The organism is Halomonas sp., from assembly GCF_033549285.1.
Lineage (GTDB): Bacteria > Pseudomonadota > Gammaproteobacteria > Pseudomonadales > Halomonadaceae > Halomonas.
On the sequence record NZ_JAWSUJ010000075.1, the window covers coordinates 1 to 20,829 of the forward strand.

25 protein-coding genes and 1 pseudogene are annotated in these 20,829 nt (G+C 70.5%); 3 read left to right on the top strand and 23 right to left on the bottom strand.

What is annotated here, in order from left to right; translation table 11 throughout:
- From SCI24_RS15310 to SCI24_RS15345, 8 genes and pseudogenes are all read right to left on the bottom strand, one after another.
- Positions 1-215 (bottom strand): annotated as a pseudogene (locus SCI24_RS15310) (long-chain fatty acid--CoA ligase); the annotation flags it as partial.
- Entirely contained in the window at positions 199-873 is a 675-nt protein-coding gene (locus SCI24_RS15315) for a thermostable hemolysin (protein WP_318726198.1), read from the bottom strand. The gene SCI24_RS15315 and the pseudogene SCI24_RS15310, both read right to left, overlap by 17 nt.
- 90 nt (positions 874-963) lie before the next feature.
- Positions 964-1,263 (bottom strand): hypothetical protein, encoded by a 300-nt coding sequence (locus SCI24_RS15320; RefSeq protein WP_318726199.1) that lies wholly within the window; start codon positions 1,261-1,263, stop codon positions 964-966.
- A 38-nt stretch (positions 1,264-1,301) separates the two neighbouring features.
- Positions 1,302-2,072 carry an ABC transporter ATP-binding protein gene (locus SCI24_RS15325; RefSeq protein ID WP_318726200.1) on the bottom strand — a complete coding sequence of 257 codons (771 nt, stop codon included), beginning with the start codon at positions 2,070-2,072 and terminating at the stop codon, positions 1,302-1,304.
- Complete coding sequence (locus SCI24_RS15330) at positions 2,069-2,833, bottom strand: ABC transporter permease (protein WP_318726201.1); 765 nt, start codon at positions 2,831-2,833, stop codon at positions 2,069-2,071. The genes SCI24_RS15325 and SCI24_RS15330 overlap by 4 nt, the downstream gene beginning before the upstream one ends.
- On the bottom strand, positions 2,830-3,861 hold the full coding sequence (locus SCI24_RS15335; RefSeq protein ID WP_318726202.1) for an ABC transporter substrate-binding protein: 1,032 nt from the start codon (positions 3,859-3,861) through the stop codon (positions 2,830-2,832). The genes SCI24_RS15330 and SCI24_RS15335 overlap by 4 nt, the downstream gene beginning before the upstream one ends.
- Before the next feature lie 135 nt (positions 3,862-3,996).
- Positions 3,997-4,467 carry a C40 family peptidase gene (locus SCI24_RS15340; RefSeq protein WP_318726221.1) on the bottom strand — a complete coding sequence of 157 codons (471 nt, stop codon included), beginning with the start codon at positions 4,465-4,467 and terminating at the stop codon, positions 3,997-3,999.
- A gap of 101 nt (positions 4,468-4,568) precedes the next feature.
- Entirely contained in the window at positions 4,569-4,913 is a 345-nt protein-coding gene (locus tag SCI24_RS15345; protein WP_318726203.1) for a hypothetical protein, read from the bottom strand.
- A gap of 243 nt (positions 4,914-5,156) precedes the next feature.
- Between SCI24_RS15345 and gloA the strand changes: the two genes are divergently transcribed.
- Positions 5,157-5,690 (top strand): lactoylglutathione lyase, encoded by a 534-nt coding sequence (gene gloA / locus SCI24_RS15350; protein WP_318726204.1) that lies wholly within the window; start codon positions 5,157-5,159, stop codon positions 5,688-5,690.
- Positions 5,691-5,792: 102 nt separating this feature from the next.
- Entirely contained in the window at positions 5,793-6,761 is a 969-nt protein-coding gene (locus SCI24_RS15355) for an ABC transporter substrate-binding protein (protein WP_318726205.1), read from the top strand.
- A gap of 87 nt (positions 6,762-6,848) precedes the next feature.
- Here SCI24_RS15355 and SCI24_RS15360 read toward each other — a convergent pair whose 3' ends face one another.
- From SCI24_RS15360 to SCI24_RS15385, 6 genes are all read right to left on the bottom strand, one after another.
- On the bottom strand, positions 6,849-7,586 hold the full coding sequence (locus tag SCI24_RS15360; RefSeq protein ID WP_318726206.1) for a class III extradiol ring-cleavage dioxygenase: 738 nt from the start codon (positions 7,584-7,586) through the stop codon (positions 6,849-6,851).
- 66 nt (positions 7,587-7,652) lie between these two features.
- Positions 7,653-8,075, bottom strand: coding sequence for a DoxX family protein (locus SCI24_RS15365; protein ID WP_318726207.1), 423 nt, complete (start codon positions 8,073-8,075; stop codon positions 7,653-7,655).
- A gap of 90 nt (positions 8,076-8,165) precedes the next feature.
- A complete protein-coding gene (locus tag SCI24_RS15370; RefSeq protein WP_318726208.1) occupies positions 8,166-9,083 on the bottom strand; it encodes a LysR family transcriptional regulator in 918 nt (305 codons plus the stop codon).
- Positions 9,084-9,108: 25 nt separating this feature from the next.
- Entirely contained in the window at positions 9,109-10,266 is a 1,158-nt protein-coding gene (locus SCI24_RS15375; RefSeq protein ID WP_318726209.1) for a lipocalin-like domain-containing protein, read from the bottom strand.
- Complete coding sequence (locus SCI24_RS15380) at positions 10,263-12,779, bottom strand: ABC transporter permease (protein ID WP_318726210.1); 2,517 nt, start codon at positions 12,777-12,779, stop codon at positions 10,263-10,265. Before SCI24_RS15380 ends, SCI24_RS15375 begins: the two co-directional genes overlap by 4 nt.
- A 117-nt stretch (positions 12,780-12,896) precedes the next feature.
- A complete protein-coding gene (locus tag SCI24_RS15385; RefSeq protein ID WP_318726211.1) occupies positions 12,897-13,742 on the bottom strand; it encodes a cysteine hydrolase in 846 nt (281 codons plus the stop codon).
- A gap of 106 nt (positions 13,743-13,848) precedes the next feature.
- Here SCI24_RS15385 and SCI24_RS15390 point away from each other — a divergent pair, with 106 nt between their 5' ends.
- Complete coding sequence (locus SCI24_RS15390) at positions 13,849-14,757, top strand: AraC family transcriptional regulator (RefSeq protein WP_318726212.1); 909 nt, start codon at positions 13,849-13,851, stop codon at positions 14,755-14,757.
- A 15-nt stretch (positions 14,758-14,772) separates the two neighbouring features.
- Here SCI24_RS15390 and SCI24_RS15395 read toward each other — a convergent pair whose 3' ends face one another.
- The 9 genes from SCI24_RS15395 to SCI24_RS15435 all read right to left on the bottom strand — a co-directional run.
- The gene (locus SCI24_RS15395; RefSeq protein WP_318726213.1) at positions 14,773-15,477 is read right to left on the bottom strand and encodes a TVP38/TMEM64 family protein; all 705 of its coding nucleotides are present in this window, start codon (positions 15,475-15,477) and stop codon (positions 14,773-14,775) included.
- Positions 15,474-16,157, bottom strand: a complete 684-nt coding sequence (locus SCI24_RS15400) for an ABC transporter ATP-binding protein (protein ID WP_318726214.1) — start codon at positions 16,155-16,157, stop codon at positions 15,474-15,476. Before SCI24_RS15400 ends, SCI24_RS15395 begins: the two co-directional genes overlap by 4 nt.
- 131 nt (positions 16,158-16,288) lie before the next feature.
- On the bottom strand, positions 16,289-16,735 hold the full coding sequence (locus SCI24_RS15405; protein ID WP_318726215.1) for a hypothetical protein: 447 nt from the start codon (positions 16,733-16,735) through the stop codon (positions 16,289-16,291).
- Positions 16,732-17,040, bottom strand: coding sequence for a nucleotidyltransferase domain-containing protein (locus SCI24_RS15410; RefSeq protein ID WP_318726216.1), 309 nt, complete (start codon positions 17,038-17,040; stop codon positions 16,732-16,734). The genes SCI24_RS15405 and SCI24_RS15410 overlap by 4 nt, the downstream gene beginning before the upstream one ends.
- A 227-nt stretch (positions 17,041-17,267) precedes the next feature.
- On the bottom strand, positions 17,268-18,242 hold the full coding sequence (locus tag SCI24_RS15415; protein WP_318726217.1) for a metal ABC transporter solute-binding protein, Zn/Mn family: 975 nt from the start codon (positions 18,240-18,242) through the stop codon (positions 17,268-17,270).
- Between the two features lie 37 nt (positions 18,243-18,279).
- Positions 18,280-19,170: a metal ABC transporter permease gene (locus tag SCI24_RS15420; protein WP_318726218.1), complete on the bottom strand. Its 891-nt coding sequence runs from the start codon at positions 19,168-19,170 to the stop codon at positions 18,280-18,282.
- Positions 19,154-19,888 carry a metal ABC transporter ATP-binding protein gene (locus SCI24_RS15425; protein WP_318726219.1) on the bottom strand — a complete coding sequence of 245 codons (735 nt, stop codon included), beginning with the start codon at positions 19,886-19,888 and terminating at the stop codon, positions 19,154-19,156. Before SCI24_RS15425 ends, SCI24_RS15420 begins: the two co-directional genes overlap by 17 nt.
- Positions 19,888-20,037 (bottom strand): hypothetical protein, encoded by a 150-nt coding sequence (locus tag SCI24_RS15430; RefSeq protein ID WP_166644574.1) that lies wholly within the window; start codon positions 20,035-20,037, stop codon positions 19,888-19,890. Before SCI24_RS15430 ends, SCI24_RS15425 begins: the two co-directional genes overlap by 1 nt.
- A 93-nt stretch (positions 20,038-20,130) precedes the next feature.
- A partial coding sequence (locus SCI24_RS15435; protein ID WP_318726220.1) for a hypothetical protein occupies positions 20,131-20,829 on the bottom strand: 699 nt, incomplete at its 5' end.

Sequence of the window (20,829 nt, forward strand, 5' to 3'; positions counted from 1 at the left end):
GCCAGGTCCCAGAGGGCCCAGTCGATGCCGTTGTCCAGGGCCAGGGCGACCCGCTCTGCTCCGGCGGCGTCCAGGCGTTGCCGTCGGGCCTCGACCTCGGCCGGCAGCTCGGCGAAGGTGACTCGGCGGTGGCCGTCATCCAGGGCCGGGCGCTCGGGGTCGTCGGTGGCGTGGCGGGCCAGCTGCGCGAGGAGGGCCTCAGGCGAACCGGGCATCGGTTACCTCCGCCGGGTCTGCGAGCGGCAGCAGGCCGCGGTCGACGAGGTCCCGATGGGCCCGGCGCAGGTCGCCGGCCATCACCCAGGGGTGGCGGTCGTAGTAGCGACCCCACTCGGCCTGGTCGGCCCCCAGGCGGGCCGGGTCGGCGGGCATCAGCGGGTGGAGCTCGAGACCCAGCCGTCGGATGCCGTTGTGGACCTCGGGCGTGGCGGTGAACAGCAGCCAGGCGATGCCCTCTGCCGCCAGCTGGTCCACCAGGTGGAGGTAGAGCGGACGCTGCAGGCCCGGTCGCTGGCTCGCCAGGTTGCCGATCTCGGCGATCTCGTCGCGGGACGTCGCCCGGCCGAGGCGGCGGGAGAGGAAGGTCTCGGCGCTGTCGTCCAGGTAGTGCTCCTGGAACAGCGGCCCTCTGGCGGCGGCGCGCATGCCCACCGCCGCCACGGGAGTGTCGGCCTGCCAGAGCCCGAACAGGCGCGGCAGGAAGTGGCCGATGCGGGCACCGTGCTCGGTGGCGAAGCGGCGGCGCACGAGCTGTTCCAGGCGGCGTCGCTCGCGCCAGTGGTGGGCCTCGCGCCAGGCCAGCCGTGGCGGGCACAGGCCCATCGGCGGCTGCCGGCATGGCGTGAGGGAGGGCAGGGGGTCTGAGCATCGCATCGGGGCGTCTCCATGACGTTTCCCCGATACTCTGGCCCCGGCAACTTAACGCCCGCTTAAGGGAGCGCCGGACGCTTTGCCCCCGCCGGTTCAGGCGCGGATATAGGCCCAACCCTCGGCCTGCCGCTCGGCCAGGGTGACCACCGCCGCCTCGACCTCCGCGAGGCTTGCGCTGTTGTCGAGCCCCTGGGCGGCCAGCGAGTTGCGGCACAGCCGCAGCAGGGGGTCGGTCTCGTCGGGGGTCGCCAGGGCCGCGGCCACCGCCCCCGCGTTGGCCAGGATCAGCACCTCGGCATCGGGACGGGCCTTGCCCAGGTTGCGGGCGTTGCGCCGTGCCCGGGCGAGGGCCTCGGCGGTGGGGGCATGCAGCAGGACGCGCAGCGCGGCCATGGGGCCTCCTGGTTCTCGGGAGTGTGGGGGGGGGAACGTCAGTGGGCGGCCCCGATATGGCGCTCGACGGCCTGCAGGCAGTCGGCAAAGTCCGGGTGGTCGCGGCGGTCGTCCAACGGCAGCGGGATATTGAGGGTCTCCACCACCCCTGCCGGCCGATCCGGTGCTTGGCCGCCCAGCACTATCACCCGGTCGGCGAGCAGCACGGCCTCCTCGATGTCGTGGGTGACGAAGACGATGGCGGCCTCGGTACGGCGGCGCAGGTCGACCAGCTCCTGCTGGAGGCGGCGCCGGGTGATGGCGTCCAGCGCCGAGAAGGGTTCGTCCATGAACAGCACCCGCGGGCGCACGGCCAGGGCCCGGGCGATGCCCACCCGCTGCTGCTGGCCGCCCGACAGGGTATGCGGCCAGCGCTCGGCGAGCCCCTCCAGCCCCACCAGCGCCAGGGGCTCCAGCGCCCGCTGCCGTCGCTCGGCCCGGGAGAGAGCCAACCCTTCCAGGCCCAGTTCCACGTTGGCGCGCACGCGACGCCAGGGGAAGAGCCGCGGTGCCTGGAAGACCATCGACCAGGCCCGGGTGTCGCGGGCCCTGCCCTCGGGAATCTCGACCGTGCCCTCCTGGGGGGCGAGCAGGCCGGCCAGGGCGCGCAGCAGGGTCGACTTGCCGACCCCCGAGGCGCCCACCACGGCGACGAACTCTCGAGGGTGCAGGTCGAGGTCGACGCCCGCGAGTACTGGCGTGCCGCTGAAGCCCAGCCGGATGCCTCGCGCGCGAAGCACCGGGGGCAGGGTCGTCTGGGAGGCGGTCATGGCTGCCACCTGAGCAGCCGGCGCTGCAGGGTCATGAACAGGAAGTCGAAGGCCGCATAGAGCCCGGCGATGGTCAGCATGTAGACCACCACGATGTCGGTGGCGAGCAGGCTGGACGCCTCCATCATGCGCTGGCCGATGCCCGGGATGCCGAACAGCTCGGCGGCCACCACCGTCATCCAGCCCTGGCCCAGGCCGGCGCGCAGGCCGCCGAGGATGCCCGGTGCCGCCGCCGGCAGGCTGACCTTGGCCAGCCGGGCCAGGAAACCGCCCTGGCCGAAGGCTCGGGCAACCTCGTCATAGCCCGGGTCTACCGAGCGCACCGCGCTGTAGCTGGCGAAATAGTTGATCCAGAACACGCCGATGCTGATGATGAAGGCCGCCGCCGAGGGGTTGATGCCGAACCAGATGATGGCGAAGGGGATCCAGGCCAGCGGCGGAATGGGGCGCAGTAGCCGGGCCAGCCAGGCGTGCAGGGCGTCGACGGCCGGCAGTAGCGCCGCCGACACGCCCACGGTGATGCCCAGCAGCGAGCCCAGCAGCAGGCCCACGCTGTAGTGGGCGAGGCTCGCCATCACCACGTCGAGCCAGATGCCGTCGGCGATCTCGGCGGCCAGCACCCCGGGGATCGCCGAGGGTAGCGGCACCAGGCTGTCGGGCAGCAGAGCGCTGCGCAGGGCCAGTTCCCACAGCAGCAGGAAGGTCCCCAGGCCCAGGGCGCCGAGCAGGCTGCGGCGATAGCGCGACAGCAACAGTGTCATGATCCTGCGTGCTCCTCGGCCACCGCATCGTGGAGGTCGGTGTCGAACAGTGCATCCAGGTCGACGCGCTTCCTGAGCGTGCCCTGGGCGGCCTGGAAGTCATGCATGGTGCGGGTGGCTTCAAGGATGGCATGGGGGTCGGCGAGGTAGTTCGAGGAGGGCGAGCGCAGGGCGGCCTCCACGGTATCGAGCCCGATCAGTCGCTTGCCGACGAACTCCCGGACATGGGGTGCGGCTCGGGCGGGGTCCTCGCGCAGTACCTCGGTCGCGCGCAGGTGCAGGGCCATCAGGGCGCGCATCGCCTCCGGGTGGTCCGCCAGGGCACTCTCGCGGGCCGCCAGCACGGCGCCGGGCTGGCCGGGCAGCATCTCGTCGGCCCGGGCCACGACCCGGGCGCTGTCGTCGCGTTCCTGCACGGTGGTGAGGATAGGCTCGAGGATAGATGCGCCATCCACCGCCCCGGCCAGCAGCGCCTGCTGGACCCGGTCGGCGCCCATGGCGACGATCTCCACGGCCTCTGCGCCCACGCCCAGTTGCTCGACCAGCCAGTAGCGCAGCACGGTGTCAGGCACCGAGCCGCGGGGGAAGGTGGCGATCTGCGGCTTGCGGCCCTGTGCTTCGGTGAAGCGGGCGATGGCCTCGGCGGGGTCCTCGACACGAGCGAAGGCCTCGGCCAGCTCGCCGCGGGCCACCAGGCCGATCTGTTCGCGGATACTGGCCGCCAGCACCTTGATTGGCACGCCGTTGGCGCGGGCGACCATGGCCGGGCCGATGCCGAAGTACATGACGTCAAGCTCGCCTGAGGCCAGGGCCTGAACCATGGCCGGGCCGCTGGAGAAGCGGGTCAGCTCGAGCTCGAGGCCGGCCTCGGTGGTCCAGCCCTCGCCTTCCATGACGAACAGCTGGGCGACCGGCAGGATCGGCATGTAGCCCACCTCAAGGCGGGTGGTGGGGTCGGCGGCCTGCGCCGGGCCGGCGACGAGCAGCAGGGCCAGCAGCGGGGCGAGCAGACGGGGGACGCGGGACATGGGCTCTCTCCGGGCGTGAATCAAGACCCTTCATCCTAGCGCCTGGGGCTCTTATGCCTGAAATATTTATATGTAAGAATTTTTTATACACATATGTTATTTGATGCGGCGTCCCCTGCCTCCCTCGGCCGCGCGTCAGGGGGCGGGCGCGGCGGCACCCAGGAAGCGCTCCTGCCAGTAGTCCAGCGCCAGGGCGGTAGTGGTGACCCGGCGACCCCGCCCCGGGGCGTGAATCATCTCGCCGTCGCCCAAGTAGATGCCCACGTGGCTCGCCTTGCGCCCCCCTGCGGTGGCGAAGAACAGCAGGTCGCCGGGGCGCGCCTCGTCGACCCGCGGCAGGGCCTCGAACTGTTCCCGGGAGGTGCGCGGCACGCGGATGCCGGCCCGGGAGTAGGCTCGCTGCACCAGCCCCGAGCAGTCCATGCCGCGCTCCGTGGTGCCACCCAGGCGGTAGGGAGTACCCAGGGCGCGCCTGGCCTCGGCGAGGATCAGCGCCCGGTCGATGGAGAGCTCCCCCGGCGCGTCGCGGGTGGCGAGCTCCCGGCCCGCACAGCCGGAAAGCACGGTGGCCAGCAGCAGCATGACCAGCACACGAAGGCTCGCCATCGGCAGTGCATGGCCGGTCGCAGGGCGGGGCAGGGTGGGTATCACGGGCATCACCGGCTCACTCACGGGGGGCATGCCGTCAGCCTACCCCTTGGCTTGCATCAGCGAAAGGCGATGCGTGTGCCGCTGGCGAGCAGTTCGTCCGGCGAGAGGGCATGGCCCGGAACGCCGATCATCTCGTCGCCGCACTGGTCGCCCCAGGTCAGCACGCCATGGGTCAGGCCGATGCCGCCGAGCAGGTCGCGGATCTCCCCGGTGCCAAGGAAGGTGCGGGTATGCCCCTGGTTGTCGGAGAGCTCCGAGACGTCGTTGGCGTGATGGAAGCGCACCGTATAGATGCCATCCATCGACTCGACCTCGACGATCGGCGTGAGGCCATGGGCGACGGCATTGGCGATCTGCTTCAGGGTGACGTGGTCACCCAGTTGATAGGCCGGGATGGACATGGGACTGCCTCGTGGGGGGTCATGGATGTACAACTAGTGTAGAAGGCGTTTCGCCCATATCAAGCGTGTTTCCCGCTGGCGGTGACTGAGATCGAGGCGTTGAATGCAATATATGTATATGGCTTATAAAGGGAGTGGCGGCCAGCGTTGCCGGGCGAGGCCCATCCGGCGGGGTGGAAAAGCGCGCCGGCCGCCCTCACGTCAGCACATGTCGATCATCCACCCCTGCGAGAGGGAGTCCCCATGAGCTTCCAGGGAGAGCAGCACCCCGGCGTACAGGCGCCCACCGCGGATAGCGAGGGCTTTCGCCTCAACCACACCATGCTGCGGGTCAAGGACCCGGAGAAGGCGCTGGCCTTCTATACCCGCGTCTTCGGCATGCGGGTACTGCGTCGGCTCGACTTCGAGGAGATGCAGTTCTCGCTCTACTTCCTGGCGCGGCCGGAACCCGGCGAGCGCGTCCCGGAGGAGACAGGCGAGCGCACCGTCTGGACCTTCAGCCAGCGCGGGGTGCTCGAGCTGACCCATAACTGGGGCACCGAGGAGCAGCAGGACTTCGCCTACCACGACGGCAATGCCGAGCCCCAGGGCTTCGGCCATATCTGCTTCAGCGTGCCGGACCTCGAGGCCGCCCAGGCCTGGTTCGACGCCAACGACGTCACCTTCGTCAAGCGCGGCGACCAGGGCAAGATGAAGGACGTGGTCTTCGTCAAGGACGCCGACGGCTACTGGATCGAGGTCGTGCAGGTCGACCTGCTCGGCCAGATGGGGGACTGACCCTTCTCTGTGCTCCCGGCGGGGCGATCTTTGCCTTAAACGGCGCCGGGAGATAAGGTCTTGGCCATGTTCGTTCATGGCATGACCTGCCAAGGAGACCCGATGAAAGCGCTCGATCGCCCCGTGACCCTTGCCCTGGCCGGTGCCCTGCTGGCCGCCCCGCTGGCCTGGAGCTCCGCTGCCCTGGCCGATGAGCCCGCCCAGGTGCGCTTCTCCGTGCCCGCCTGGCCCGGCGTGACCGTCAAGAGCGCCCTGGCCGCCCAGCTGCTGGATGCCCTGGGCTACCAGACCCGCCAGCAGGAGCTCGGCTCCACCATCACCTACGAGGCCCTCACCCAGCGCGAGCTGGATGTCTTCCTCGCCGCCTGGCTGCCCGCCCAGCAGTCGATGTTCGACGCCACCATGGAGAAGGGCCTCATCGTCGACCTCGGCAACAACGTCGAGGGCGCACGACTGGGCTTCGCGGTCCCGAGCTATGTCTACGACGCCGGCGTGACCTCCGCCGAGGACCTGGCCGACGAGGAGATCGCCGAGAAGCTCGGCCGCACCGTCTACTCCATCGAGGTCGGCTCGGGCATGAGCGACACCCTCAACGAGGCCGTGGAGAACGATACCTATGGCCTGGGCGACTGGAAGCTTTCCGAGACCTCCACGCCGGGCATGCTCAGCGCGGTGGACGCGGCCATCAACCGCGAGGAGTGGATCGTCTTCGCCGGCTGGACCCCCCACTGGATGAACATCGAGTATGACGTCGAGTACCTGACCGACACCCAGGACATGTGGGGCCCCGACGGCGGGCGCAGCGACGTGCGTACCCTGGTGACCAGCGACTTCGCCGAGGCCGCCCCCAATGCCACCCGGCTGCTCGACCAGCTCAGCTTCACCGCCGATGACCAGAGCGCGATGATCCGCGGCTTCAGCTACGAGGAGCGCGAGCCCGAGGCGGTGGCGCTGGACTGGATCCGCGCCAACCCGGCCAAGGTGCAGGCCTTCCTGGAAGGCGTGACCACCCGCGACGGCGAGCCGGGCTGGCCGGCCGTGCAGCAGGCACTGGAGGTACCCGACGCCTGATCCCGGCGCTCCGGGCAAGACGAAGAGGCCGCCCCATGGGGCGGCCTCTTGCGGTCTGGCCTGGTCTTTCTCCGGGCGCCCCGCTCCTCAGGCGAAGGCATAGAGGTCCATGGCCAGCACCCCGTGCTCCACGCTGTGGTGCAGCCGCTTGCCCGGCCCGCCGGCTCCCATGGCCACCAGCAGCGGCTGGAAGTGCTCCGCGGTGGGATGGTTCTCGCGCGCCTGGGGGGCGCGTTCCCAGGCCAGCAGCGCCTCGCGGTCATCCGCTTCCAGCCGGGCATGGACCCAGTCGACGAATTCCCCGACCCAGGCCGGCATCGGCGCGGCCTGGGCCTGCATTTCCGCCAGGTTGTGGGTCAGGCTGCCCGAGCCGACCACCAGGATGCCCTCATCGCGCAGCGCGGCCAGCTTCTCGCCCAGGGCCACCAGCTCGGCGTTGGACCATCCCACCGGCAGCGACAGCGAGACCACCGGGATCTCGGCCTCGGGATACATCAGCGACAGCGGCACCCAGGCGCCGTGGTCCAGGCCGCGCTCGGTGGGCACGGCATTGAGCTCACGGGCCAGGCGCAGCGCCAGCGCCGGGTCGCCCGGGGCGGGGTACTGGCACTCGAAGAGCGCCCGGGGGAAGCCGCCGAAGTCGTGGAGGGTCTCGGGACGCTCGCTGGTGCTGACCAGCAGCTGGCGGCTGGCCCAGTGGGCCGAGACCACCAGGATGGCCTTCGGTTGCCACTCATGGCCCAGCCGGCGCAGGAAGTCGTGGGCCGGCCCGGGGGTCAGGGCCAGCATCGGCGAACCATGGGAAATGAACAGGCTGGGAAGCATCTCGGCTCTCCTCCGGTGGACAGGCGCCGGCCCCTCGGGGCCGGCGCGGTCGAGGTGGATGATGGGTCAGGCGAAGCGGCGGTTGAGGGTCAGGCTGCCGCTTCCCAGGCCGGCCTGGACCAGCAGGGCGATGGCCCAGAAGACCGGGAACTCCCAGCCGCCGCCCTCGCTGGAGAAGACCCAGCCGTTGCCGAGGTGGACCCAGGCGGCGCCGAGCAGCACCGGGACCAGGGCCAGGCTCACCCAGCGGGTGAAGAGGCCGAGGATCAGCGCCATGCCGCCGCCTACCTCGGCGAGGATGGTCAGGTAGGCCAGCACGCCGGGCAAGCCCAGCGACTCGAAGTAGCCCACGGTGCCGGGCACGGTGAAGAGGAACACCTTCATCAGGCCGTGGGCCAGGGTCATGACGCCGAGCGCAATGCGCAGCAGGGCGATGGCGTGGGGCTGCAGGAACTCGGTGCGGTTCGCGGCAAGGGTCTGGGTGGTCATGGTGTCAATCTCCGTCGGGGGGGGTGGTGTGTGTCGATGGGGCTCACTCTACCCGCGACCCATCAGGAGATAATCTGGTCTAGATGAAAATCATTGTTGCGTAAATGGCGGCAATGCCAGCTCCCGCTCCCAGGTCGGCGGATCTCCCCAGGCCGCGGCCAGGAAGTCGAGGAAGCGCTCGATCTTGGCCGGCAGGTGGCGGCGAGCCGGGAACACCCCGTGGATGCCCAGCGTCACCGGTGCCTCATTGGTCAGGATCGGGACCAGCCGCCCGCCGCGGATGCTCTCGGCGACCAGGAAGCTCGGCTGGTGCACGATGCCGAGCCCGGCCTCTGCGGCCTGGGTCAGGACATCGCCATTGTTGCTGTCCAGCGGCCCCTGCACGGCCAGGCGCCGGCCCCCCAGCTGCCACTCGGTGCCGCCGCCGGTGCGATAGCGCAGGCAGTGATGCTCGGCCAGCGCCTCCAGGTTCTCGGGCTCGCCGTGTGCGGCGAGGTAGCCGGGCGAGGCGCACAGCAGCAGCCGGCAGCGCGTCAGGCGGCGGGCCACCAGGCTCGAGTCCGGCAGCGCACCGATGCGGATCGCCAGGTCGTAGCCCTCCTCGAGGAGGTCCACGCGACGGTCATTGAGGTCCAGGCGCACTTCCAGGTCGGGGTGCTCGACCATGAAGCGGGCGACCTGGGGGGCGAGATGACGGGTGCCGAAGCTCATCGGGCCGTTGAGCCGCAGGCGGCCTCGCACCTCGAGGCGGCCCGCGCCGACCTCGGTCTCGGCCTCCTCCAGCGCCTGCAGGATGCCCTGGGCCCGCGCCAGGTAGCGCTCGCCCGCCTCGGTCAGGTGCAGGCGCCGGGTGGTGCGCTGGATCAGGCGCACCTCGAGGTGGGCCTCCAGCTGCATGACCAGCCGCGACACCCGGGTCCGCGATAGCTCCAGGGCCTCCGCGGCCCGGGTATAGCTGCCCAGTTCGGCGACCCGGACGAAGGCGGTGATGGCATCCAGCAGCGGCATGGCGGTCCTTCCAGTCGTCATCGGCTCAGTAGCCGGTCATCTCGAGATAGCCCCGCCCCAGCGGCGCGCCGCTGGCGTGGTCGGTGACTTCCACCGCGCCCTCCCAGTAGCTCACCGTGGTGGCCATCCAGCGATCGGCGTGGGGCGCCTCGACCGTCAGGTCGAGGCCCTGGTCCGGGAGCCGCAGACGCCAGCGGGTAGGCAGCGTCCGGCCGGCCACGGCCGAGCTGGCCAGGGGCTCGAGGGCGAGGCTGTCGTCATCGAGGGGGGTGGTCTCGCCCTCGGGGGTGATCCAGCTGCCCGAGAAGTAGTCGCCCCCGTCCTCGCCCCCGCCGCGCAGGCGGAAGGCCATCAGCCGGTGGCCATCGGCCAGGTGCAGCGAGAACCAGTCCCAGCCCGCCTGATCGGGGCCGAGCAGCTGGCTGCTCCACTCGCGGTCGAGCCAGGCGCTTCCAGTCACCCGCCGGGATTCACCGGCCAGGGTGACCTCCCCGCTGACCCGGTAGAAGGGCTGGCTGACGTAGATCGAGCCCTGGCCGTCGGCGGACTTCTGGCTGAAGCCGTTCTCGCCGTGGCGCACCAGGGGCCCCTCGGCGTCCAGCGACAGCCGGTAGCCGAAGTGGGCGCCCTCATGCTCGGCCGTGGCGACCACCTCAAGCCGTGACAGGGCATCCCGGTCGCTCTCTCCGACGCGGCTGGCCATCGTCCAGTCGTCGAGCCAGGCGCGGAAGGGGGCTGCGGTGACGCCCGCCTGGTCCCGCTCGGGGTCGCTGTCCCGGGAGCCGCCCCGGGCGAAGCGTTCGGCCACCCGGTGGGTGTCGCCCCGGGAGACGGCGATATGCGCCATCCACAGCTGGTCGGCGGCCCAGGGGGCGGGCGCCTCGGGGCGCTCGGCGGGAGGCTGCTGGGCCTGGCGGAACAGGGTCCACTGCACGCCCAGCGGCTCGCCGGCGGTATCCTCCAGGTTGGCGGTCAGGTACCACCACTCCAGGCGGTAGTCGGGATGGGGGCCGTGGTCCTCGGGAAAGCGCAGGCGGGTGCCGGGTGAGGCCTGCACGAAGTTGCCGGCCTTGGCGCCCAGCCCCGCGAAGCCCTGGGAGGGAGCGGGGGGCGCCTCGTCCTCGCAGCCCGCCAGGAGTGCAGCAAGCAGTGCCACCAGCAGCCAGGTCAGCCAGCGGATCATGTCGCCTCCTCCTCGGCCAGCAGGGTGCGGGGCGGCGTGCGCCACAGGGTCAGGGCCGGCAGGGCCGCCGCCAGCAGTGCCACCCCCAGGGCGGTGGCCAGGGTCAGCCCGATCTCGCCGGGGAAGACATGCAGCGGCAGGCGCCAGCCGAAGGCGGCCACGTTGATCACCGCCACCAGGCAGGCGGTGATGGCGATGCCCAGCGGCACGGCGGCAAGCCCCGTGACCAGCGCTGCCCCGCCCAGCTGGGCCAGCTGGATGCCGGCCAGGCGCCCCCGGGTCACGCCCAGCGCCCAGAGCGGCGCCAGCCGGCGGCGGCGCTCCCGGGCCTGGGCCAGCAGGCTGGCGAGCAGGGCCAGCGCCGCCACGGCCAGGGTCAGGGCGTTGAGGGCCCGGGTGATGGCGAAGGTGCGCTCGAAGATCTCGGTGGAGAGCGCCTTGACCTCGCGCTGGTCGCGCAGCGCGTCGCGGCCCAGCGCGAAGCGGGCGTCGAGTGCCCGGGAGAGCGACTCGGCCCGGCGCTCCCCCGGCGAGCCCGTATCGGCGAGCACGATACCCAGCGACCCCGGCGCGGCGGCGAAGCGCGCCCGCAGCGCGGTCGTGGCCAGCAGCACCTCGCCGCGGGGATTGCCGTAGTCGGGGTAGATGGCGGCCACCGTCACCCGCTGTTGGCCGCCCGGCGAGCGCAGCAGCAGCCGGTCCCCGGGGCCGATGCCCTGGCCGATGGCCAGCTGCTCGTTGATGAAGGCCTCGCCCTCCTCGAGGGCGGTCCAGGCCGCCTCCCGCCCGGCCCGGGTCTCGAGCAGCGGCCAGGTGGGGGTGAGTCGGCCGCCCGGGGTGATGCCGAAGAGCGTCACCGGCACCGCGAGGCGCCGTTGGTCGCCCCCGGCCCGCACCTCGAGCAGGGTCGACTCGGCGTCGGCGGTGGGCAGCAGCTCGGCGACCTCGTCGCGCTCCTCCAGCCAGGCCTGTATCGCGTCGAACTCCCCGGCAGGCGGGCGCAGGTAGAGGTCGGCGGTCAGCCGCTGGTCGAGCCAGTCGAGGAAGGTGAGGCGAAAGCCGCCGACCATGCTGCCCACCCCCAGATTGGCGGAGAGCGCGATCAGCAGCGCCATCATGGCAAGCGAGAGGCGCGGCAGCTGAAGCTGCAGGTCGGCCAGCCCCCACTGGGTCAGGGGGCGGCGCCGGGCGAGCCGGCCCAGGCCGGAAAGCCCGGCCGCCAGCAGCGGCGACAGCCAGAGGGCGCAGGCCAGCATCATCGCCCCCACCAGCACGAAGCCGGCAACCAGCCCCTCGCCGGCGGGCTGTGTGGCCAGCCAGGCCCACATCGCCAGAGCCAACAGGGCGGCCAGGGTGCCGGCGATGGCCTGGCTGCGCAGCTGGCGCTGGAAGCCCGCGCGCCACGCCTGGGCCTGGCCCAGCCCCAGCACGCCGAGCCGCGCGGCTCGCCACAGGATACCGCTGCCGGCGACGAAGAGTCCGCCCAGGGTCACCCCGAGCCCGCCCAGCCAGTAGTGCCAGGGCAGGTGCAGCTCTGTGCCCACCGCGGCGCCGTAGAGGCTCTGCAGCGTGGCCGCCACATCCGGCAGCAGGGCCTGGGCCAGCCAGACGCCGCTGGCGATGCCGGCCAGGGCGCCGATGACGCCCAGCAGCGCCAGCTCGAGGGCCAGCAGGGCGACCAGGGTGCGGCCCGGTACGCCCAGGGCGCGCAGGGTGCGCAGCAGTCCCAGGCGCTGCTCCAGCGCCAGCCCCAGCGCCGCCTGGACGATGAAGAGCCCGACGATCAGCGCCAGCAGCGCCATGGCGGTGAGGTTCAAGTGGAAGCTCGCGGTGAGCTCGCCGGGGTCGACCAGGGTGTCGGCGCGGCCGAGCCGGTACCCCTCAGGGGCCGAGTCCAGCGCGCCGGCCGCCGTCACCAGCCGGCATACCGCGGTGTCACGCTCCAGCAGTCGGGCCGCGACGGCGATGTCCACCACCAGGGTATCCGGCGGCAGCGCCGGGGCGAGGACCAGCGGCGGCAGCCGTTGGCCATCGTCCAGGGCGGGCTCGGCGCCCGGGGCCGCCTGCCGCTCGAGCCCCAGCCGCGGGACGGTATCCGGGGCCAGCCGGGTCTGCCAGGGCGGGGTGAAGAAGGCAGTGAGCTCGCCGCGACTGCCCGCCGTGGCGAAGGCGCTGTCGCCGGGCAGGGTCAGCGGGTCGATGCCGATCACCGTCAGTCGCTCGCCCGATGATGTCACCACCGTGCCTTCCAGCAGCGGCGAGACGGCCAGGCCCTGGCGGCGCAGGGTCACGAAGTCCGCACGGTCGAGGGGCTCGCCGTCGCGGCGCTCCAGTCGGTCCAGGCCGGTGGTGAAGAGCGCCTCGGCCCGGTCGTAGCTGTCGCGGGCCGAGGCATTGATCGCCTGCACGCCGCTCCACAGCGCGCCGGCCACCCAGAGGCCGAGCAGCAGCATGGCGAGCTGGCCGGGGTGACGGCGATAGTGGGAGAGCAGGGTGAGCAGGGCGGTGAGCATGGGGGGCACGTGGACGGCGAGCGAGCGGGGCGGTATGGCCCCTCGTGCCGGTATCGTCTCACAGAAGCGACAGGGCGGGGAGTGGCAGGCGCCCTTGCCGGGCACCTGCCGATGGTGTCACCCCTCCAGGCGAGCGACAGTTTCTTCGGTGCTCCACAGGGCATTGGCCATGTAGCGGAAGTTGGTCAGAGCGGCGAGGTAGCCGTCACCTTCCGGGAGCTTGGCAGCAGCCGTGGCATCACGCACTACCACCACCTCGAAGCCCTGTTCCAGAAGCTCACGCATGTGGGCCTCGACACACAGGTTGGCCGACATGCCGGCCAGGATGACCTGGTCGACGCGCTGTTTCCTCAGCTGCAGCACCAGATCGTTCTGTTCGGGACCGTAGACCTTGTGGGGGGAGGTGATGATGGTCTTGCCATCCTCGATGAACTCGCGGTACTCGGGCATGAAGTCCGCTCCGCTGTCGCGTTCGAGTGCTGCCAGAGTATCCGGGCGATCGAACATGCCGATGTTGTGCATCAGCTTCTCCAGCGGGCCATTGAACTGCCAGCGATGGTCATGGGGAAAGTAATAGTGGGGCGAGACGGCCACGGTGATGCCGCGCTGCTTGGCAGCGGCAAACAGGCGTCGAATGTTCTCGACGGTCCCGTGTTCCCGGACGCTCTCGCCGACCACTTCCCAGGTGACGCCGTCAGGGCTCAGGAAGTCGATCTGTGGATCGGTCACCACCAGTGCGGCTCGCGCAAGGTCGAGCTCGAAGCCGGCAGCCGGCAGGGCGGCCTTCTCGGGCGGAGCGTAGGGATCGCTGGCATGCTCTGCGGCTGCGGCACCACTGGGCAGGCCACCCAGGGTGGCGGCAGTGATGCCCGCCAGCCCGCCGGCGAGCAGGCGACGGCGGTCCTTGTCGACGGCGTGGAAGGTCGGCTCGGTGGTCGTGGAATGCGCCTTGTGATCGCACATGGTGTGTTCCTCTCAGGTGTGGACGGTACGATGTCAGGCTAGCGCCATGCCCGTGCGATATTGTTCGCAAAGGGTGCCATTTCATCCGTTTCCGTCCGGGGCCTGCATGCTCGACCAGCTGCTCAAGCACATGACCATCGAGGTGAGGTCCTTCGCCGTCTGTGAGGTGCGGCGCGGCTGGCCGCTGGAGACGCCCCCGCTGGGAAGCGTCTCGCTGCATTACGTGCTGCGTGGGGAAGGTCGCCTGCGCGACCGCTCACATCGTCCGTTGCCGCTGACGCCGGGCAGCCTGGTGATCTGTCCACCACACCAGCGATTGACCGTCAGCGAGACGGCCGGTGATCCCTTCCAGCTGCCACACTGCGAGCCGGCCAGTGGCACCCTCGAGCGGCTGCGCAGCCAGCGTGACGACCGGCTGCCCGGGGTATTGATCCTCTGCGGGATGCTCGATGTCGGGATGCCCGAGCTGGCCGGCTCGCCGTTCGATCGGCTGCAGGCACCGGTACGGATCGCCTCGGGCGACGCGGTAATCTCGCCACTGTTCGAGTCACTGTTCGAGGAGCTGTCCACCCAGGCGCTGGGCAGCCAGGCGATGATCGACGCGCTGATGAAGCAGTGCCTGGTGCTGCTGCTTCGGGAGCTCGAGGCCGGCACGACGCATCCCGCCTGGCTGCTGGCGCTGAAGGACCCGGCACTGGGAGCAGCCGTCTCGGCAATGACCGAGGACCTCGGGCGTCGCATCGGCATCGAGGAGCTGGCAGCACTCAGCCATATGAGTCGTACGACCTTCATCGCCCGCTTCAAGCGGGCCTACGGGGAGCCGCCCCAGCGCTTCCTCGCCGAGCGGCGCCTGCGGCTGGCACGTGACCTGCTTGCCACGTCATCGCTGCCGGTCAAGCAGGTGGCCCTGCGCTGTGCCTATCGTAGCCGAAGCCAGTTCAGCGCCGCCTTCAAGTCGCGCTTCGGGCAAGACCCTGAGCACTATCGGCGCGAGCAGCGTGACGATACGCGTTGAGTCGCCGAGCGCCGTCTACTCCCCGGATGGCTCGTCGTCGAGTTGCAGCCAGCGGGCCAGGCGAGAGTGGCGCCGTCGGTGCAGGTACCAGGGCAGCAGGGTCATCACGGCGAGGATAGCGACGGCGGCCGTGACCGAGAGCAGCGGGTGCAGCTCGAAGGCGCGTCCGAGGCTGGCGAACACCAGGGTCATGGGCAGCATGCCGATCACCGTGCCCAGCGCGAAGCGTGTCGCGGTGATGGCGGTGACCCCGGCAGCGTAGCTGACCAGCGCAAACGAGAAGATCGGCACCAGACGCGTGACCAGCACGGTCAGGAACAGCAGGCGCTGCGAGCCCTGGATACCGAACAGCGGATTGGTCGGCAGCCTGGCGCGCAGGGCATCCCGCCCCAGCAGCCGGGCCAGGGTGAAGGCGATCATGGCCCCGGTCATGGCCCCGATGATCGACAGCAGCACCCCCGGGAGCAGGCCGAAGGCCAGCCCGGCGGCCGCCGTCACCGGCAGGGTGGGAATCGGTCCCACCACCACTGCCAGCATCATCAACAGCAGGAGCAGCAGGGGCCCCAGCTTGCCCTGGCTGTTGAACCATTCGGCGATGCCGGAGGGGGAGAAGCTCATGGGCAGGCCCAGCCCCTGGAGCAGCCACCAGATGCTGGCCATGATGACCACCACGATGGTGATGAGGCCGGCCCTGAAGGCCCAGACGGTGGGGATGGTCATGGTGTCGGTATCCTGGCCGCACTGAATTGGTCGAGATGGCCATGGGTGAGGTGCAGGCGGCGGTCCAGGGGGGCGGCGACCCGGGGGCTGTGGGTGACCATCAGCAGGGCGCAGCCTGTGTCGCGGACCAGGGCCAGCAGCAGGTCCAGCACCTCGTCGGCGGTGCCTTCATCCAGGTTGCCGGTGGGCTCGTCGGCCAGCAGCAGGGCCGGGCGTGGTGCCAGGGCGCGGCCGATGGCCAGGCGCTGCTGCTGGCCGCCGGAGAGCTGCTCCGGGTAGCGCCTCGCCAGCCCGGCCAGGCCCAGCCGCTCGACCAGCTCCGCCGTCCAGGCGCTATCCTCGCGACCGGCGAGGCGCGCCTGCAGGCGCAGGTTGTCGAGCACGCTCAGGCTCGGCACCAGGTGGAACTGCTGGAACACCAGGCCCAGGGTCTCGCGACGCAGCCGTGCCCGGCCCGCCTCGCCGAGGGACGAGATGGCCCGGCCGGCCACCCTGACCTGGCCGCGGTCGGGCAGGTCGAGGCCCGCGGCCAGGTGGAGCAGGGTCGACTTGCCGCTGCCCGACTCGCCCATCAGCGCCAGGCTCTCGCCGGCATCCAGGGTCAGGTCGACCCCGGCCAGCACCTCGAGGGGCCCCTGGGGCGTGGCATAGGCCTTGTGGACCTGGCGGAACTCGAGCATGGCGGCTTCCCTGGCGTTCGATGGCCGGGTGATGGTCGCACAGCCGAAGGTTCAGGCGAAGATGCGTTCGAACTCTGCCGAGAAGTCCTGAGTGGCAGGCGATATGCCGAGCGGATCGGCACTCCAGTCGATCAGCTGGCGAGAGGCGCGGAAGAGCACGTCGGAGAGTTCATGCAGCAAGTTGAAATGCACCGCGATCTCCACATAGTTGGTGGACAGTCATGGGCCGCCATATTGCGAACCGCTCGGCAGCGCTGCCAGTCACTGGTGGCGTCGATGACGCCCTGCTCCTCGAAGAACGCCAGGACCTTGAGAAAACTGTCGGAGGACTCCCCCGCGAGAAGGGCGCTGTGGCGCATGGCGGATGCCAGGGAGTCCTGCAACTTGGCAAACCGCTCATTGATGGCAGCCAGTGTCTCGAAGAGGTCGACATCCTTCTTGTGCTCTGTCAGCCAACTGGGGTCAATGGCCCACTCGATCTTGGCCTCGGACTGATGGAGAAACCAGGCACAGCGCTGAATGCCCTCCAGCAACTGGGCCAGGTGTTCCTGCTGTTCGTCGAGGATATCCTGGCTCATGCGGCGTCCTCGGTATCGATCGGCCGTGATTGCTTGAGCGCCATGGCCTGGAAGGGAGTCGGCTCAACCTCCTGTGCATAAGTCACGATATCCACAGGCAATTGGAGGCGCGCCTCGAGTGCCTGCTTCAGTTCGGCGCGGGTCAGCAGCGAGGTGGGGGTAGGGGAAACCAGCAGCAAATCAAGATCCCCGCCGCGGCGGGAGTCGTCGAGACGCGAACCGAATACACGAATGTTGATCTCGCTTCCGGCGTACTGATGCACGCAGGAGAGGATGGTTTCTCGCTGGGAGCGAGTGAGTCGCATGCTGCATGGCTCCTTGCAGTACCGGGTGTTCTACGCCCGCAATAGCCAGAGTCTAGCATCTGTTTCAGTGCAGGCATCGGCCTGGCACAGGGGAGCCGCAGGACGCTCTGAGCCCTGATGTTCAGCTGTCACTGGGAGCGTCTTCCACGCTCCTTACCCTCGCGTAGGCGAGATAAGCCGTAGGCACACCCGGCGGGGCCTACGGCGAACGTTCCTGGAAGCAGCTTTCAGTGATCGTGGTCCCCATGGTTATCGCGGCCCGGCTCGGCCAGGGCATCGTGCAGGGTGCGGGCGTTGTGGCGCATCATGCCGAGCCAGGTGCTGGCCTCGCCGTCGCTTGCCAGGGCGTCGGCATAGAGGGTGCCGGCGATGGGCAGGTCGGTCTCCTCGGCCAGCTGGTCGATCATCGCCGGGCTGGTCATGTTCTCGTGGAACAGCGCCTGGACGTTCTCCTCGCGGATCACGTCGATCAGCCGGGCCATGTTGGCCGCGCTGGGCTCGGCCTCGGTGGAGAGCCCCTGAGGCGAGAGGAACGTCAGGCCGTAGGCACGGGCGAAGTGGCCGAAGGAGTCGTGGCCGGTGATCACGCTGGTGCCCGCGGGAATCTCGCCGAGCCGTTTGTGCAGCTCGCCGTCGGTGGTGGCGATCTCTTCCAGATAGCGCGCGGCGCTGGCCCGGTAGGCGTCGCCGTGGTCCGGGTCGGCCTCGATCAGGCCCTCGAGGATATTGGCCACGTAGAGCGGGCCCAGGCCCAGGTCCTGCCAGGCGTGGGGGTCGATGGCGCCATGGTCATGGCCGTCGTGGTCACCGTTGCCGTCATCATGGGCATCGTCATGGCCGTCGCCCTTCGCGGCGGCGAGCCGCGCCTCGATGCCCTCGCTGGCGACCACCAGGGGGCCGGCGAAGTCGCTGGCGTCGATCAGCCGTTCCATCCAGCCCTCGAACTGCAGGCCGTTGAAGACCACCAGGTCGGCCTCGGCCAGGGCGCGGGCGTCGGTGGGGCGCGGCGAGTAGACGTGGGCATCGCTGTCCGGCCCCACCAGGGCGGTCACCTCGACATGCTCGCCGCCGACGTTCTCGATCATGTCGGCGAGGATGCTGAAGCTGGTGACCACCTGGACACGCTCGGCGGCCAGGGCGGCGGGCAGAGCCAGCAGGGTGGAAAGCCCGACGAGCAGGGCAAAGGGGCAGGAAAGGCGCATGTAGAGCTTCCTCGGTGGTTGTGTCAGGGATGCTGTATCAGTCGTGCTCGGGGGTGCCCAGCGGCGCGGCATGGCGGCGCCAGCGGGCGGTCAGGCTGTGATGGCGGCCGAACAGCGCGGAGAGCACATAGCCGCTGCCGGCCAGCAGGATGATGGCCGGGCCTGAAGGCAGGCTGAGGTGGTAGGAGAGCAGCAGCCCGCCGGTGCTGGCCACCAGGGCGATGCCGATGGCGATGGCGATCAGCCCCTCCAGGCGCTGGCTCCAGAAGCGGGCCGTGGTGGCCGGCAGCATCATCAGGCCCACCGCCATCAGGGTGCCCAGGGTCTGGAAGCCGGCGGTGAGGTTGAGCACCACCAGCCCCAGGAAGATGCCGTGCACCACGCCGCCCCGCACCCCCTGGCCGCGCAGGAACAGCGGGTCGAGGCACTCCACCACCAAGGCGCGGAAGATCACCGCCAGGATCACCACGATCAGGCTGCTGATGCCGGCGATCAGCACCAGGGCGGTGGAGTCCACGGCCAGGATCGAGCCGAACAGCACATGGGTGAGGTCCACGCTGCTGCCGCCCAGCGATACCAGCATCACCCCGGCGGCCAGCGAGATCAGGAAGAAGCTGGCCATGGCCGAGTCCTCGCGGTGGCCGGTCATCTGCGACACGCTGCCGGCGAGCACCGCTACCAGCAGCCCCGAGAGGATGCCGCCCAGGCTCATGATCGGCAGCGAGAAGCCGGCGGCCAGGAAGCCCAGCGCCACCCCGGGCAGGATGGCGTGGGCCATGGCGTCGCCGATCAGGCTCATGCCGCGCAGCATCAGGAAGACCCCCAGCGGCGGGGCGGCCAGCGACAGCGCCAGGCCGGCCACCAGGGCGCGCTGCATGAAGCCATAGTCGAAGGGGGCCAGCAGCCAGGCCTCAAGCAGTGCCAGCATGGGAGGTATCCGGAAAGGTCAGGGGCAGGCGCGGTGCCCGGGGCACTAGGCCGCTGTGGTGGTCGAGCAGGGCGTCGGGGCTGACCCAGCGGCCATGGCCGCCGGAAAGCAGCAGCACGTCGTCGGCCAGGCGGGCGAGCTGCTCCATGTCGTGGATCACCACGATGATGGTGGCACCCTGCCCGGCCATGTCGCGCAGCACCTCCATCAGCACGTCCACCGTCTCGATGTCGACGTTGGCGAAGGGCTCGTCGAGCAGCAGCAGTTCGGCCTCCTGCATCAGGGTGCGACCCAGCAGGGCGCGCTGGCGCTGGCCGCCGGAGAGCTCCCCGAGCGGCCGGTGGGCCAGGTGCGAGATGCCCAGTCGCGCCATGATCTCGCGGCCGCGTCGGTAGTGGGCCGCGCAGTACCCTTTCAGGGCCCCGTGGCTCGGCCAGGTGCCGGTCATGATCAGCTCTTCCACGCTCATCGGGAAGGTGAGGTCCAGCGCCAGCTGCTGGGGCAGCCAGGCACAGCGCTCACGGGGTACCCGGGACTCCACGCTGCCGGCCACCGGGGCCAGCATGCCCATGATGGCGGCGATCAGGGTGCTCTTGCCGGCGCCGTTGGCGCCGATCAGGGCGGTGATGGCGCCATCCATGAAGCGGCCGTCCAGGTGCTCGAGGACCGTCTGGCCGCCGCGGGCCAGCTGCAGGTCGTGCAGTTGCAGGCGCGACATCAGGACCACCATCCCGCGGCCCAGGAGACGGTCAGCCACAGGGCAGCGAGCGGTGCCGCGACCAGCAGCAGGCGGCGGGTCGCGGAGAGCGACATCAGGGAGAAGTGGCAGGGCCCTTCCGGGCGATGCCGGTGTCGATGGTGTGCCATGGGGGAGCCTCCGGAAAACTGGCGGAGGTTATAACATAACAATACGGGCGCTGGCCACCGCGAGACGCGACGCCGGGTGCTCTCCTCGGCCCCTCAATAGCGCAGCGCCACCCCCAGCTGGTTCGGCCCCACCAGCCAGGCGACTTCTCCCTCCAGATGCACGTCGCCGATCGACAGCGCCGCCGGCTGGAAGCGGTTCACCGCCGCCATGGCCTGCCCCGGCTGGGTGCGCAGCTGCAGCTCGCTGACCAGCATGCCGGTGGCGAAGTTGAGGGCGCCGTCATCGGGCCGGTCGTCGCCCACGCCGATCACCAGTCCCGCCACGGTGTTCACGGCAAGCGACCCCAGCCGCGCCTCCCAGCTGCGTCGCCGGCGCTCCTCCTCGGCCACCGCCTGCAGCAGCCGTCGGGTGCCTTCGATATCGCCCTCCTCGCCCGCCTGCAGCGCCCGGTAGGCGGCGGGATGGGGCTGGCGGTCCAGCAGCATGCCGCCCAGCGCCAGCGCCGACTTCACCACGCCCACCCGGCCGTCAAAGCGCTCCTCGTCGTCGCTCGCCTCGCTGGCCTGCCAGGCGCTGAACGCCAGGCTACCGGCATAGACGGTGGTCCAGCCCGCCTGCCAGAGGTCGGCTTGGTCGGCGCCCCGGGCCAGGGCATCCTCGTAGGCGCGGTACTCCGCCTCGCCGGGCTGGGCGAGCGCTGCGCCGGAGAGGCACAGCAGGCAGAGAGTGGCTAACGGCAGGCGCAAGCGGGGGATCATGGCGGGCTCCGGTCGTCGGGTGGCAAGACCCCC